The sequence below is a fragment of the Klebsiella planticola ATCC 33531 genome (assembly GCF_000735435.1).
GTDB lineage: Bacteria > Pseudomonadota > Gammaproteobacteria > Enterobacterales > Enterobacteriaceae > Klebsiella > Klebsiella planticola.
The window spans coordinates 229,140-244,220 of the sequence record NZ_JMPP01000024.1 but is presented as its reverse complement, the minus strand read 5'-3'; the positions used below and the strand labels follow the sequence as shown (position 1 = coordinate 244,220).

Below are 15,081 nucleotides of genomic sequence, written 5' to 3'. Positions count from 1 at the left end.
TTCCGTCGTTTTACAGACCAATCGCCTCTTTCAGACTTTTTAAGTAGCGACGGCTCACCGGCACCGTTTGCCCGGCCCGCATCAGCAGCTCCGCCTGGCCGTTTTCCTCAAGGCGAATCTCTTTCAGGTGAGCCATATTCACCAGATATTGCCGATGACAGCGCAGCAGCGGCGTCCGACTCTCAAGGGTGCGTAAGGTCAGCTCGGTAAACCCCTCCTTCCCCTCGCGGTCGGTGACGTAAATTCCGCTCATCCGGCTGCTGACAAAGGCGACATCCTCCATCTGCAGCAGCCAGATGCGGCTGTGGCCGGTACAGGGAATATATTTCAGCGCCTGCTGGGTATCGTCGAGCAGCGAGATATCCTGCAGGCTGCGCTCCTGACGCAGGCGCACCAGGGTTTTCTCCAGCCGCTGGGCTTCGATGGGTTTCAGCAGATAATCAAAGGCATGCTCTTCGAAGGCCTTCACCGCATACTCGTCAAAAGCGGTCAGAAACACGATGTAAGGCCGGTGTTCAGGATCGAGCATCCCGACCATTTCCAGGCCGCTGATGCGCGGCATCTGAATATCGAGAAACAGCACGTCCGGGCGCAGCTTGTGCACCGCGCCAATCGCTTCCACCGCGTTGCCGCACTCCCCGACTATCTCAATGTCGCTGGCGGACTCCAGTAAAACACGCAGATTTTCTCGTGCCAGCGGTTCATCATCAACTATCAACACTTTTAACACGCATTCTCCTCCAGAGGCAGTCGCAGCGTGACGCGGGTGAAACGTTCCGCTTCACAGGTCACGGTAATGCCGCAGTCGGCGCCGAAGCGCGCCCGTAAACGGCGGTCCACCAGACTCATTCCCAGCCCGCTGGCGTTGGGATTGTGCTGGTACAGGCCGGCGTTATCCTCAATATCTAACTGCAGCCAGCGCTGGTGCTGGCTGGCGCGAATGGTAATTTCCCCTACCCCGAGATGCTGCGACGTGCCGTGTTTAATGGCGTTTTCAACAATGGGCTGCAGCGTAAACGCCGGCAGCTGATGGTGAGCCAGCGCGTCGGGCACCAGCATCTGAATCTGTAAATTGGCCTGGAAACGCGCTTTCTCAATTTGCAGATAAGCATTCACGTGCTCAATCTCATCCGCCAGAGTCACAAACTCCGACGGCCGCTTCAGATTCTTGCGGAAAAAGGTCGACAGGTACTGCACCAGTTGCCCGGCCTGATCGCTGTCGCGGCGAATCACCGCCTTCAGGGTATTCAAGGCATTAAACAGAAAATGGGGATTCACCTGCGCGTGGAGCAGCTTGATCTCCGATTGCGTCAGCAGCGCCTTCTGTCGTTCATACTGCCCGGCGAGGATTTGTGCCGACAGCAGCTGGGCGATCCCCTCCCCGAGCGTGCGGTTGATGGAGCTGAACAGGCGGTTTTTCGCTTCATACAGCTTAATGGTGCCTATCACCCGCTGATTTTCACCGCGCAGCGGGATAACCAGCGTCGACCCCAGCTTACAGTTGGGGTGAATAGAACAGCGGTAAGGGACTTCATTGCCGTCGGCATACACCACTTCGCCGCTATCAATCGCTTTTTGCGTATAGGATGAAGAGATAGGTTTGCCCGGCAGGTGGTGGTCGTCGCCAATACCGGTAAACGCCAGCAGCTTGTCACGATCGGTAATGGCCACCGCGCCGATATCGAGCTCCTGAATCAGCACCTGCGCCACCTTCATGCTGTTCTCTTCGTTGAACCCCTGGCGCAGGATCCCCTCGGTCGAGGCCGCCACCTTGAGGGCGGTAGCGGAAAAAGCCGAGGTGTACTTCTCAAACATCGCCCGCTTATCCAGCAGGATACGCATAAACAGCGCGGCGCCCACGGTGTTGGTGACCATCATCGGCGCGGCGATGCTTTGCACCAGATGCAGCGCGTCCTGAAACGGCCGGGCGATCAGCAAAATGATCATCATCTGCACCAGCTCGGCAAAGAAGGTGATCGCGCCGGCGGTGAGCGGGCTGAAGACCTTATCCGGCCGCCCGCGCTTGACCAGCACGCTGTGGACCAGGCCGCCCAGCAGCCCTTCGACAATCGTCGAAACCATGCAGCTTAATGCCGTCATGCCGCCGAGCGAGTAGCGATGCAGCCCGCCGGTCAGCCCCACCAGGCCGCCGACGACCGGGCCACCGAGCAGGCCGCCCATCACGGCGCCGATGGCGCGGGTATTGGCGATCGAGTCTTCGATATGCAGACCAAAATAGGTCCCCATAATGCAGAAAATGGAGAAGGTCACGTAGCACAGCAGCTTATGCGGTAGACGAACGGTCACCTGCATCAGCGGGATGAACAGCCGTGTCTTGCTCATCAGCCACGCAATGACCAAAAACACGCACATCTGCTGAAGCAGCAACAACACCAGATCAAACTCGTACATACCCACAGACCACGCTTCACTCGAAAGCGCGTAACATACACTGCCGGGTCATCACTTTCTTTGAAGCACTACAAGAAAATCGCAAATCATGGTCAGGATCACACTTCTTGCCCGCCTCCCGTCGATTAAGCGAACAAAAAATGAACGAATATTTCCTCTTCCGCAAACAGCTTCTACAGTTATAGGGGAGACTTTGCGGGAGGGAATATATGGCGCTTTATACAATTGGTGAAGTGGCTCAACTCTGTGACATCAACCCCGTAACGCTTCGCGCCTGGCAACGGCGCTATGGATTGCTGAAACCGCAGCGTACCGACGGAGGGCACCGCCTGTTTAACGAACAGGAAATTGACCGTATCCGCGAGATTAAGCGCTGGATTGATTCCGGCGTTCAGGTGGGTAAGGTCAAAACCTTGCTTAACGACAGCGCGAGTGGAGAAGAAGACGGCTGGCGGGAGCAGCAGGAGATTCTGCTGGGGTATCTCCACGACGGCAGCTACCACCGTTTGCGGCTGTGGATCAAAGAGCGCAGCCATAGCTATACGGCGCTGACCCTGGTCAACCATCTGTTTATCCCCTTACGCCACCGCCTGCTCAGCCCGCAGCCGACGCTTACCGCGTTACGCAGCGTCCTCGACGGGATTCTCATTAATCATGTCGCACACAGCCTCGCCAACACCTGGAAACGTCCGGGCAGCCATGCGCTGGTGCTCGGCTGGAATGTCAACGACACCACGCGGCTGTGGCTGGAGGGTTGGATCGCCTGCGAACAAGGCTGGCGGGTCGATGTCCTCCCCCACTCTCTGACGCAGATCCGCCCCGATCTGTTTCCTGACAGCACCTTGCTGGTATGGTGCGGCGAAACCCCGACCCTGGCGCAGCAGGAGCAGCTCGAGGCCTGGCAGCAGCAGGGGCACGTTATCTGGCTAAATAGCAATTAATGTTTCATTAACACCTGTGCTTCACCGTATAATCCCTCCGTTAACATCAGGAGCCTATTATGAAGCCAGCGAAAATTGCGGTTATCACCCTCTTCTTATTCATGGCCATCAGCGGCATCGGCGGCGTCATGCTGGCCGGTTACTCGTTTATTGTACGCGGTGGTGTCGGCTGATTCGCCGGTTCAAGCGTTCAAAACCGCGATCGACGATAATCGCCGCCAGCGCCACCAGCAGCGCTCCCTGAATGACATAAGCCGTATTGAATCCGCTCAGGCCGATAACAATCGGCGTGCCGAGCGTATTCGCCCCGACCGTTGACGCAATGGTCGCCGTACCGATATTGACAATGGTCGATGTCCGGATACCGGCCAGCATCACTGGCGCGGCCAGCGGCAGCTCCACGCCGATCAGTCTCTGCCAGCCCGTCATGCCCATTCCTTTGGCGATACTCACTACCCCCGGCGGCACGGCGCTCAGCCCGGCCAGGGTCCCCTGCAGGACCGGCAATATGCCATACAGCGCCAGCGCAATCAGCGCAGGCTGCCAGCCAAACCCCAGTACCGGAACGGCAATCGCCAGCACCGCCACCGGCGGAAACGTTTGTCCCATCGCGGCAATGGTCTCCACCAATGGACGAAACTCGCGGCCTGCGGGACGCGTCACCGCCACCCCGGCCCCGACGCCCACCACCGTCGCAGCCAGGCTGGAAAACGCCACCAGCCAGCAATGGGCGAAAGTCAGGGCGACAAAACTCTCCTGCTGATACACCGGGCGCGGCAGCTCAGGAAATAGCGCGCTGAACAGCGGCGTGCTGTAAGGCAGCAGCAGCAAAATGGCGATAAACAGCGCCAGCAGCCACAGCAGCGGATCACGAAGTACGCGCATGCCGCACCTCCTCGCCGAGCAGATCGGCAAAATGCAGCGTTCCGCATGCCTCCCCCTGTTCATCCACTACCGGCAGGACTTCGCGGCGATGGGCAATAAACTGCGACAGCGCTTCGCGCAGCGTCATCGCGACGTTTAGCGTATCGCCGGCAAGCCGCTCATTGCGGCGCAGATAGTCGCCCACGCCGCGCAGCGACAGCAGCCGGACGCCCAGTTCGCTGCGGCCAAAAAAAGTCTCGACGAAGCTATTTTCAGGTTCGAGCAGCATCTGCAGCGGCGCCCCCTGCTGTATCACTTCGCCACCGTCCATCAGCACCAGGTGATCCGCCAGCCGCAGCGCCTCATCAATATCGTGAGTCACCAGAACAATCGTCCGCCCGAGCAGCCGATGGATGCGGATCATCTCCTGCTGGAGCGCTTCCCGGGTCACCGGATCCAGCGCGCCAAACGGTTCGTCCATCAGCAGGACTTCAGGATTGGCCGCCAGCGCCCGCGCCACGCCAACGCGCTGCTGCTGACCGCCGGAGAGCTGATGCGGATAGCGCGTCCGCAGCGTCGGATCCAGCCCCAGCAGCGCCATTAACTCGTCAATGCGCGCGGCAATTTTGCGCTGCGGCCATTTTTGCAGTTGCGGGACGGTGGCGATGTTCTGCGCGACCGTCCAGTGCGGAAACAGGCCGATAGACTGAATGGCATAGCCCATCCGTCGACGCAGCGCCAGCACCGGCTGCTGGCGAATATCCTGCCCGGCAAAACGGATGGTGCCGCTGTCATGTTCGACCAGCCGGTTAATCATTTTCAGGGTGGTCGATTTCCCCGAGCCGGAGGTGCCGATCAGGACCGAGAATGCGCCTTCGCGCAGGTGCAGGTTCAGGTTTTTCACCGCCGGCAGCCCGGCGAAGGATTTGTTGACCTCGTTAAATTCAATCACCCGCCTCTCCTTTCAATAATGCTCCCCACAGCGCAAACAGCGCGTCGACGACCACCGCCAGCGCAATCGTCGGCATCACCCCCAGCAGTACCAGATCCAGGGCGCTGCTCAACAGCCCCTGGAAGACCAGCGCGCCAAACCCACCGGCGCCGATAAGGGCCGCGACCACCGCCATACCGACGGTTTGTACACTCACCACCCGCAGGCTGCGCAGCAGAACCGGCAGCGCCAGCGGCAGTTGCACGTGCCAGAAGCGCTGCGCGCCGCTCATCCCCATCGCCGCGGCGCTCTCCAGCGCATCGCGCGGTACCTGCTGTAAACCGGCCACCACCCCGCGAACCAGCGGCAGCAAGGCATACAGCACCAGCGCAATCAGCGCAGGCGTCATCCCGGTGCCGGAAATGCCTCGCTCAGCCAGCCCGGGAAAATGGCGGGCGAGACCGGCCAGCGGGGCGATCAGCAGGCCAAAGAGCGCCACCGAGGGAATGGTTTGAATAACATTGAGAAAGGTAAACACCGGGGCCTGCCACCGCGGCCGGCGCCAGAGGCCGATGCCCACCGGCAGCCCGATCAGCAGCCCCGGCAACAGCGTGCCAAACAGCAGGGTCAAATGTTGACGCAGCGCGTCATCAAACACCTCCTGACGGCTGGCATACTCTTTCAGTAGCGAGAGCTGATTCAGCGCTCCGCTGCCGAGCAGCACGCAGGGAATCAACCAGATTTGCACATTGAGCAGCCAGCGCCAGTGCGCCCGGCTGGTCAGACGCCGGATGGTCTCGCTGGCCAGCAGTAAGCACAGCGCCAGCGCCAGCCACAGGCCGCTTCCCGGCGAGGTGCGGGCCAGCGCGGAGCCGCTGTGCGCCAGCTGTACCGCCGCCTGTCCCGCCCCCCAGAACAGCAGCGCCAGCAACGCATCCAGCATGAGCAAACTGAGCAGCAGCGGCCTGCGTCCCGGTAGCCCGCAGAGAAGAACCAGCAGCAGCGCGCCGCAGACCTGCACCGCCGTCAACCACGGCGCGAGTTGCCAAAGCCAGCGCCCTTCCCCGGACAGCAGACGGTTAGGCGCATAGTTGACGAACGGCAGAGCAACCACCAGCAGCAGGAGACAGGCCAACAGCAGCGATACGCGGTTATAACAGCGAATAGCCACGGATAATCTACTTCAGCAGCCCTTTTTGCTGCAGATAATCTGCGGCAACTTTTTTCGCGTCCAGCCCTTCCACGGCAATGCTGGCATTGAGCTGCTGCAGCGTTTTCTCGTCAAGGCTGGCAAAGACCGGCTGCAGCCATTGCGCAATCTGCGGATAGGCTTTCAGCACCGCTTCGCGCACTACGGGGGTCGGGGCATAGATCGGCTGTACGCCCTGCGGATCGCTGAGCGTTTGCAGCCCCAGCGCCGCCACCGGCCCGTCGGTTCCGTAGGCCATTGCCGCATTCACCCCGGAAGTCTGCTGGGCCGCCGCTTTGATGGTCACCGCCGTATCGCCCCCCGCCAGCGACAGCAGCTGACTTTGCTTGAGCTTGAAGCCGTAGGCTTTTTCAAAGGCCGGGAGCGCATCCGGGCGTTCGATAAATTCGGCGGAGGCCGCGAGCTTAAAGTCGCCCCCTTTTTGCAGCCAGGCGCTGAGGTCGGCCAGCGAGGTCAGATGATTTTTTTCCGCCAGATCCTGACGCACGGCAATGGTCCAGGTGTTATTCGCCGGCGCAGGGGTCAGCCAGATAAGCTTATTCTGCTGCGCGTCGAGGGTTTTGACCTTCTCATATCCCTGCTGCGCGTTCTTCCACGCCGGATCGTTTTCGTCTTTAAAAAAGAAGGCGCCGTTGCCGGTGTATTCCGGATAAATATCTAATTCACCCGCCGTAATTGCCCCGCGCACCACCGGGGTGGTTCCCAGCTGGACCTTATTAACGGTTTTCACGCCATGACTTTCCAGAACCTGCAAAATAATATTGCCCAGCAGCGCCCCTTCGGTGTCAATTTTTGAGCCCACTTTGACCGGCTCCGCCGCCTGAAGCGGCAGGCTGACCAGCGCGACCAGCGCCAGCGCGCCTGACCAGATATTTGCCTTTATCATCCCCGCGTCCCTCTTTAATTTGCGCTCCATTAACAGGAGCTTAAGAGAAAAGCGTAGTTCATTTAGTGCATCCGGAAAAAGAAAAGGCCGAATATTCGGCCTTTGAGACTGATGACGACGCTGTTTTAAACATTGTGTCCGCGTTTCTGCCGGGCGGCGGCTGGCGCTTTACCCGGCCTGTGAAACGCGCGGCTTTCGCTGTTACAACAGCTCGAATTCACTCTGCTTCACGCGGGCGGAGTCGACGCCAATAAAGACGTTGAATTTGCCCGGCTCGGCGTCGTATTTCATTTTCTGATTCCAGAACTTCAGGGCGTCAATTTCAATCGGGAAGGCGACGGTTTGCGTCTCTCCCGGCTTGAGGGTCACGCGCTTAAAGCCGCGCAGCATTTTCACCGGACGGCTCATCGAGGCGGTCACATCCTGCAGATAGAGCTGAATCACCGTTGCCCCTTCGCGTTTGCCGGTATTGGTGACCTGCACGCTGGCGGTGACGCTACCGTCGCGCTGCATGGTCGGCGCCGACATTTTCACGTCGGAGACGCTAAAGGTGGTGTAGCTCAGGCCGTAGCCGAACGGGTACAGCGGGCCATTCGCTTCATCAAAGTAGCGGGAGGTGTATTTGTTCGGTTTGTCGGCATTGTACGGACGGCCGGTATTCAGGTGGCTGTAGTACACCGGAATCTGCCCCACCGAGCGCGGGAACGACATCGGCAGTTTACCGGACGGGTTGGCATCGCCGAACAGCACATCGGCAATGGCGTTACCGCCTTCGGTCCCGGCAAACCAGGTTTCGAGAATCGCGTCAGCCTGCTGATCTTCTTTCACCAGCGCCAGCGGACGACCGTTCATCAGCACCAGTACCAACGGCTTGCCGGTGGCTTTCAGGGCGCTAATCAAATCGCGCTGGCTCTGTGGCAGGGTGATGTCGGTACGGCTGGAGGCTTCATGGGCCATGCCCTGCGCCTCGCCGACCACGGCCACCACCACGTCGGACTGCTTCGCCGCCGCCACCGCTTCATCGATCATCGCCTGCGGCGAGCGCGGATCGACCTGCACCGCTTTCTCATACAGGTTGAGGAAATCGACAATACCTTTATCGTTGGTGACGTTAGCGCCGCGGGCATAGATAACCTTGCCTTTGTCGCCCAGCGCGTCTTTGATGCCGGTCAGTACCGTCACCGACTGATCCGCCACCCCTGCCGCCGACCAGCTGCCCATCATGTCACGTTTGCTGTCGGCCAGCGGCCCGATAACCGCAACGGTCCCCGATTTTTTCAGCGGCAGCGTCTCCAGACGGTTCTTCAGCAGCACCAGACTTTGCTGCGCGACTTCGCGCGCTTCTTTGCGATGCAGGCGGCTTTCGGCATTGGTATCCTGCGGGTCGGATCCCTGCGGACCGAGGTGGCTGTACGGATCGTTAAACAGCCCCATATCATATTTAACGTTGAGCACGTGGCGGGCGGCGTCATCCAGCTCAGCCATCGTCACTTTGCCGGATTTGACCAGCCCCGGCAGGTATTTGCTGTAGTACTCATCGCTCATACTCATGTTGATGCCCGACTTCAGCGCCACCCGCACCGCATCTTGCGGATCGGCAGCGACGCCGTGTTTGATCAGTTCTTTGATCGCGCCGTGATCGGAGACGGTGATGCCTTTAAAGCCCCAGTCATCGCGCAGCACCTCTTTCAACAGCCAGCCATCGGAGGTCGCCGGCGTGCCGTTCAACGAATTAAGCGCCACCATCACCGCACCGCTCCCGGCATCCAGCCCTGCTTTATACGGCGGCATATAGTCGTTGAACAGGCGCTGCGGGCTCATATCGACGGTGTTGTACTCTTTGCCCCCCTCCACCGCGCCATAGGCGGCAAAGTGCTTCACGCTGGTCATCACCGAGTAGCGATCCGCCGGACTCTTGCCCTGCATCGACTCGACCATCGCCCGTCCCATTTCGGTGGTCAGATAGGTATCTTCGCCGAAGCCTTCCGAGGCGCGACCCCAGCGCGGATCGCGGGAGACGTCGACCATCGGCGCCCAGGTCATGTTGAGACCGTCGTCGGCGGCTTCATACGCCGAAATACGCCCCACCGTGTTAACCGCATCCAGGTTAAAGGAAGAGGCCAGACCCAGGCTTATCGGGAACACGGTACGCTGGCCGTGAATCACGTCATAGGCGAAAAACAGCGGGATTTTTAACCGGCTGAGCTGCATGACCTGGTCCTGCATCGCGCGGATATCCGGACGGGTCACGGTATTGAAAATTGCCCCGACCTGGCCGTCTTTGATCATCTCGCGGATCGCCTCTTTCGGGTTATCCGGCCCGACGCTGATCAGCCTTAACTGGCCAATTTTTTCATCGACGGTCATTTTCTTGAGCAGTTCACTCACGAACGCATCGCGGGCCTGCGGCGTTAGAGGGTGATTGCCGAACAGTTCATCCGCCAACGCGGGTTGCAGCGCCAGACTGACGGCGACGCCTATCGTGCAGAGCCATTTCATTGTTATCTCTCTTCTCTCAGGCCGGGGTTACGGCAAAACATAATAAAAACCGCAGTTTGCCATATATATAAACAAGACGCCTGCACAATGCTAAGGTTCTTCTCTGATTTTTCGACACATTCATGCACAAAATTGTCATACAAAGCGCTATGCTTAATCCCGATATTTTCGCTACCACCACAAGGAGTGGATCATGTCATCGGCACCAACATCGAATAATTCTGATTTTCTGGCGGAACTGGCAAGACTGGTTGGCTCCTCCCATCTGTTAACCGATCCGGCAAAAACCCAACGCTACCGTAAAGGTTTCCGCTCCGGACAGGGCGACGCGCTGGCGGTGGTGTTCCCTGGAACCCTGCTGGAACTGTGGCGCGTGCTGAGCGCCTGTGTCGACGCCGATAAAATCATTTTGATGCAGGCAGCGAACACCGGGCTGACCGAAGGTTCAACCCCAAGCGGCAACGACTATGACCGCGAGATAGTCATCATCAGCACCCTGCGCCTCGATAAGCTGCACCTGCTGGATAAAGGCGAACAGGTGCTGGCGTTTCCGGGCACCACGCTCTACTCGCTGGAAAAAGCGCTGAAGCCGCTGGGTCGCGAGCCGCATTCGGTGATCGGCTCTTCCTGCATCGGCGCCTCGGTGATCGGCGGGATCTGCAACAACTCCGGCGGTTCGCTGGTACAACGCGGCCCGGCCTACACCGAGATGTCGTTATTTGCGCAGATTGACGAAAACGGCAAGCTGCGGCTGGTGAACCACCTCGGGATTGATCTCGGCACCACGCCGGAACAGATCCTCAGCCGCCTCGACGACGACCGCATCAAGGACGATGATATTCAGCACGATGGCCGCCACGCCCATGACCACGATTACGTCACTCGCGTGCGCGACGTCAACGCCGACACCCCGGCGCGCTACAATGCCGACCCGGATCGCCTGTTTGAATCCTCCGGCTGCGCCGGCAAGCTGGCGGTCTTCGCCGCGCGCCTCGATACCTTCCCGGCGGAAAAACGCCAGCAGGTCTTTTACATCGGCAGCAATAGCCCGGCGGTGCTGACGGAGATCCGTCGTCATATTCTGGCAGAGTTTCAGCATCTGCCGGTGGCGGGTGAATACATGCATCGCGATATCTACGATATCGCCGAGCGCTACGGCAAAGACACCTTCCTGATGATCGATAAGCTCGGCACCGACAAAATGCCGTTCTTCTTCACCATGAAAGGCCGCACCGACGCCATGCTGGAGAAAGTGTCGCTGTTTAAGCCCCACTTTACCGACCGCTTCATGCAAAAGCTCGGACACGTCTTCCCGGCGCATCTACCGGAGCGGATGAAAAACTGGCGCGATAAATATGAACATCACCTGCTGCTGAAAATGGCCGGCGATGGCATCGAAGAAGCCCAGACCTGGCTGACGGAATACTTCCGCGATGCCGAGGGCGATTTCTTTGCCTGCACCCCGGAGGAGGGGAGCAAAGCGTTTCTTCACCGCTTTGCCGCCGCAGGGGCCGCTATCCGTTACCAGGCGATACACGCCGACGAGGTGGAAGATATCCTGGCGCTGGATATCGCCCTGCGCCGTAATGATACCGAGTGGTTTGAGCATCTGCCGCCGGAGATAGACAATCAGCTGGTGCACAAGCTCTATTACGGTCACTTTATGTGCCACGTCTTCCATCAGGATTACATCGTCAAAAAAGGCGTCGATGCCCACGAACTGAAAGAGAAGATGCTGGAACTGCTGAAAGCGCGCGGCGCGCAGTACCCCGCCGAACATAACGTCGGCCATCTCTATGAAGCGCCGGAGAGCTTAAAGCAGTTCTACCGCCAGAATGACCCGACCAACAGCATGAACCCGGGGCTCGGAAAAACCAGTAAGCACAAGTACTGGGGTGAGCGCCAGGCGAACGGGAGTCACGGCGCTGAAGAGCACTAATCAGGGGTGACGAGTTACGGGATTCTGTATTACGCTGCACGCCGGAGAAACGCCTCTCCGGCAAACCTGGTTAAGGAGTCCCATCATGTCCGAAGCGGATATGTTACACGGCGCTGAATTAGAGATCCGCGAAGCCCTGCCCGATGACGCGCACGCCATCGCGGCGCTGTACGTCTGGCACGTGCTGAACGGACGCGCCTCCTTTGAAGATATTCCCCCGACCGTCGATGAAATGCGCAAGCGGATCAAAACCGTGCGTGACAACGGGCTGCCCTGGCTGGTAGCGCTGTGGCGTGGCACGATCGTCGGCTACTGCTACGCGACGTTTTACCGTCCTCGCCCCGCCTATCGCTATACGCTTGAAGAGTCGATTTATGTCGAGTCCGGCATGGGCGGACGCGGCATCGGCAGCGCCCTGCTCACGCAGCTGATTGCAAAGTGCGAACAGGGCCCGTGGCGGCAGATGCTGGCGATTATCGGCGACGGGCATAACAATGCCGGCTCGCTCGCCATTCACAAAAAATTTGGTTTTACCGTGGCGGGTCAGCTGCGGAGCGTCGGGTACAAGATGGGCGACTGGCGGGATACGTTAATTATGCAGCGCCAGCTCGGCGAGGGCGACTTAACCATACCGGAATAAAAAATCCCCCGCCCGCACGCGCGAGTCGGGGGAGAGGCATTAATCGTTTTGCGCGGTCTGCGTGCCGCCTTTCAGCATCGCATCCGCCATCTGCGCCTCACGCTGCTTTTTATAGCTCAGCGCGGAGGCCGGAACCGGCATCACCTTCCCGGTTTCAACCCAGGTACGCAGACGACTGGCGTCGGCGAAGTGAGTATATTTGCCGAACGCATCCATCACCACCAGCGCCACCGGGCGCTGATTAATCACCGTTCTCATGACCAGGCAGTGGCCCGCGGCGTTAGTAAAGCCGGTTTTGGTCAGCTGGATATTCCAGTTATCCCGATAGACCAGGTGGTTGGTGTTGCGAAACGGCAGCGTATAGGCTGGATGGGCGAAGGTGGCGGTGTCTTCTTTGGTGGTGCTCAGCTGACCGATCAGCGGATACTGCTCGGTGGCCATCAGCAGCTTCGTCAGGTCGCGCGCGGTCGATACGTTGTGAATCGACAGGCCCGTCGGCTCAACGTAGCGAGTATGGGTCATGCCCAGCGCCTGGGCCTTGGCGTTCATGGCGCGAATAAAGGCGTCATAGCCGCCGGGATAATGGTGGGCCAGGCTTGCGGCAGCGCGGTTTTCGGAGGACATCAGCGCCAGCAGCAGCATATTACGGCGGCTGATTTGGCTGTTCAGACGCACGCGTGAATAGATGCCTTTCATCTCCGGCGTGTGGCTGATATCCACGGTGAGCATCTCGTCTAACGGCAGATGCGCATCCAGCACCACCATCGCGGTCATCACTTTGGTGATCGACGCAATGGGCCGAACCAGATCCGGCTGGCTCTGGTAAATAATCTTTTTGCTGGCGAGATCAACGATCATCGCACTGCCGGAAGCAATTTCCGGCTGCAGGGCCGTCGCGGCCACGGGGGTTTTTGCTATCGCCTGGGGCGCAAAAGGCACAGCCAGAAGCAAGGTCAGGCTGAGCAAAGAAACTCGAAATTTCGGCATCGTGAGCATTCTGAAAAGTATTCTTGCACGTTATTAACGTACGCTGCGTCGCCGGGAAACAGGCAACGCTGGCAAACCCTATCATACCCCGGCAGAACGCGACCTGACTAATAAGAATCGTGAGCAAATGCTGCATTGCCGGCATAAATATCCATTTATGCCGGCAATAGATTCACTCATCAAACGGTTCAGGCGACGGTCGCCTGAACCCTCAGCAACAGAATTAAAACAGTCGGTAGCCGTATCCCCAGAGAATAACGGTTATCGCCAGCAGGACTTCAAGCACCAGCACCCCAATGGCCAGGGTAGAACTGGCAAAGCTGAGCCCCTCCTCTTTATTAATGCTCAGGAAGGTCGGGATGCCGAGATACAGCAGGTAGCCGGTGTAACACAGCGCGATCGTCCCCACCAGCGCACACAGCCAGACCAGCGGATAAAGCGCTACCAGCCCGCTGAGAAACAGCGGCGTGGCGACATACCCGGCAAACACCATGCAGCGTTTAAGCGATGGCCGCTGCGGATAGTTTCTGGCCATCCACCAGATAATCCTCCCCATCACCGCGACCCCGCCCAGCATCACGGCATAGAACACCACCGCCAGCGCCAGACCGGTCATCAGCGAAAGTTTTACCACGGTGCCATCGCCAAAGTTCCAGCCAAGCTGCGTGGTGCCGATAAAGGCGCAGATAACCGGAACCGCTGCCATGACCAGCACATGGTGCGTATAGTGGTGCGAAATCGTCTCGTTTTCGCTCTTGATAACGCTCATCTCTTGATTCGGATGAGAGAATAATCCCCAGACATGGTTCATAGCATCCCCCTTGTCACGGCCTCGTACAGCACTGATCCAAGTATAATTCACCCTGAGCGATTAGTTTATGTACAGCAATAAAAATGCGCTATTCGCGCAGGCAGTTTGCAGGCGACAGTGCGGAGAAAGCGCAGCGTAGGCGTAGTACGTGGAGATTTGATGCGGCTGGCTCCCCTTTCGGGCCGCCATCGCTCGTTGTGAGCCCTGCCCTGCTGCAAAATGACGAGCAAAACCGACCTGATGAGAGAGACGCTTAACCTCGTTTTAAGCCCCAGGGTGTATGATTAACCCATTGATGATTGATCCCGTTGATTCTTCACGCTGCACAACCGGCACGATTGGTCGCCAGACATGCGCGGAAGCATAAGGGGTAAGGGAGTTTATTTTTGTATGGATATCAATAACCTGATTTCCCATTATGGCTACGCTGCGCTGGTCATTGGCAGCATGGCGGAAGGTGAAACCATCACCCTGCTGGGCGGCGTGGCCGCGCATCAGGGTTTATTAAAATTTCCCCTGGTCGTTATCTCCGTTGCCCTGGGCGGGATGATTGGCGATCAGCTGCTGTATCTGCTGGGCCGACGTTTTGGCGGCAAGCTGCTAAAGCGCTTTTCCCACCATCAGGCGCGGATACGCAAAGCGCAGCGCATGATTCAGCGCCGCCCCTATCTGTTTGTGATTGGGACCCGTTTTATGTACGGTTTCCGGGTCATCGGGCCGTTATTGATCGGCGCCAGCCGCCTGCCGCCCAAAGTGTTCCTGCCGCTGAATGTTCTCGGCGCGCTGGTGTGGGCGCTGATATTCACCACGCTGGGCTATCTGGGTGGGGAGGCCATTGGACCGTGGCTGCATCATCTTGATGCACATCTGAAACACTGGATTTGGCTGATTCTGGTGGTCGCGCTGGTGGTGGCCGCGCACTGGTGGTTCAGACGCCGCGAGGCGAAAAAGAAAGAGTAGC

The 15,081-nt window shown here is 58.7% G+C and carries 14 protein-coding genes; 5 read left to right on the top strand and 9 right to left on the bottom strand.

Features of this window, described 5'->3' with window-relative positions; genetic code table 11:
- Positions 1-10 precede the first annotated feature (10 nt).
- Positions 11-730, bottom strand: coding sequence for a two-component system response regulator BtsR (btsR, locus tag GRPL_RS13585; protein WP_032686731.1), 720 nt, complete (start codon positions 728-730; stop codon positions 11-13).
- Complete coding sequence (locus tag GRPL_RS13590; RefSeq protein WP_032686730.1) at positions 724-2,412, bottom strand: sensor histidine kinase; 1,689 nt, start codon at positions 2,410-2,412, stop codon at positions 724-726. The genes btsR and GRPL_RS13590 overlap by 7 nt, the downstream gene beginning before the upstream one ends.
- A 209-nt stretch (positions 2,413-2,621) precedes the next feature.
- On the opposite strand from GRPL_RS13590, the gene GRPL_RS13595 reads away from it, so the two are divergent.
- Complete coding sequence (locus GRPL_RS13595) at positions 2,622-3,353, top strand: MerR family transcriptional regulator (protein WP_032699135.1); 732 nt, start codon at positions 2,622-2,624, stop codon at positions 3,351-3,353.
- 59 nt (positions 3,354-3,412) lie between these two features.
- On the top strand, positions 3,413-3,526 hold the full coding sequence (locus tag GRPL_RS26820; protein ID WP_004103838.1) for a protein YohO: 114 nt from the start codon (positions 3,413-3,415) through the stop codon (positions 3,524-3,526).
- On the opposite strand, the gene GRPL_RS13600 is transcribed toward GRPL_RS26820, so the two are convergent.
- The 5 genes from GRPL_RS13600 to bglX form a co-directional block, all read right to left on the bottom strand.
- On the bottom strand, positions 3,501-4,238 hold the full coding sequence (locus GRPL_RS13600) for an ABC transporter permease (protein WP_032686728.1): 738 nt from the start codon (positions 4,236-4,238) through the stop codon (positions 3,501-3,503). The genes GRPL_RS26820 and GRPL_RS13600 overlap by 26 nt on opposite strands.
- Positions 4,222-5,169 (bottom strand): ABC transporter ATP-binding protein, encoded by a 948-nt coding sequence (locus tag GRPL_RS13605; RefSeq protein WP_032699133.1) that lies wholly within the window; start codon positions 5,167-5,169, stop codon positions 4,222-4,224. The genes GRPL_RS13600 and GRPL_RS13605 overlap by 17 nt, the downstream gene beginning before the upstream one ends.
- On the bottom strand, positions 5,162-6,319 hold the full coding sequence (locus GRPL_RS13610) for an ABC transporter permease (protein WP_032699130.1): 1,158 nt from the start codon (positions 6,317-6,319) through the stop codon (positions 5,162-5,164). Before GRPL_RS13610 ends, GRPL_RS13605 begins: the two co-directional genes overlap by 8 nt.
- Positions 6,320-6,326: 7 nt before the next feature.
- Positions 6,327-7,244 (bottom strand): glycine betaine ABC transporter substrate-binding protein OsmF, encoded by a 918-nt coding sequence (gene osmF, locus GRPL_RS13615; protein ID WP_032699128.1) that lies wholly within the window; start codon positions 7,242-7,244, stop codon positions 6,327-6,329.
- Positions 7,245-7,445: 201 nt separating this feature from the next.
- Complete coding sequence (gene bglX, locus GRPL_RS13620; RefSeq protein WP_032699127.1) at positions 7,446-9,743, bottom strand: beta-glucosidase BglX; 2,298 nt, start codon at positions 9,741-9,743, stop codon at positions 7,446-7,448.
- 193 nt (positions 9,744-9,936) lie between these two features.
- On the opposite strand from bglX, the gene dld reads away from it, so the two are divergent.
- Both dld and GRPL_RS13630 read left to right on the top strand, forming a co-directional pair.
- Entirely contained in the window at positions 9,937-11,682 is a 1,746-nt protein-coding gene (gene dld / locus GRPL_RS13625) for a D-lactate dehydrogenase (protein ID WP_032699126.1), read from the top strand.
- A gap of 85 nt (positions 11,683-11,767) precedes the next feature.
- Positions 11,768-12,322 (top strand): GNAT family N-acetyltransferase, encoded by a 555-nt coding sequence (locus GRPL_RS13630; protein WP_004864731.1) that lies wholly within the window; start codon positions 11,768-11,770, stop codon positions 12,320-12,322.
- A 39-nt stretch (positions 12,323-12,361) separates the two neighbouring features.
- Here the strand turns inward: GRPL_RS13630 and pbpG are convergent, their stop codons facing one another.
- Both pbpG and GRPL_RS13640 read right to left on the bottom strand, forming a co-directional pair.
- Positions 12,362-13,309: a D-alanyl-D-alanine endopeptidase gene (gene pbpG / locus GRPL_RS13635; RefSeq protein WP_032699124.1), complete on the bottom strand. Its 948-nt coding sequence runs from the start codon at positions 13,307-13,309 to the stop codon at positions 12,362-12,364.
- A 223-nt stretch (positions 13,310-13,532) separates the two neighbouring features.
- The gene (locus tag GRPL_RS13640) at positions 13,533-14,120 is read right to left on the bottom strand and encodes a Yip1 family protein (protein WP_032686721.1); all 588 of its coding nucleotides are present in this window, start codon (positions 14,118-14,120) and stop codon (positions 13,533-13,535) included.
- Positions 14,121-14,510: 390 nt separating this feature from the next.
- Here GRPL_RS13640 and GRPL_RS13645 point away from each other — a divergent pair, with 390 nt between their 5' ends.
- A complete protein-coding gene (locus GRPL_RS13645; protein ID WP_032686719.1) occupies positions 14,511-15,080 on the top strand; it encodes a DedA family protein in 570 nt (189 codons plus the stop codon).
- The last annotated feature ends 1 nt before the right edge of the window (position 15,081 follow it).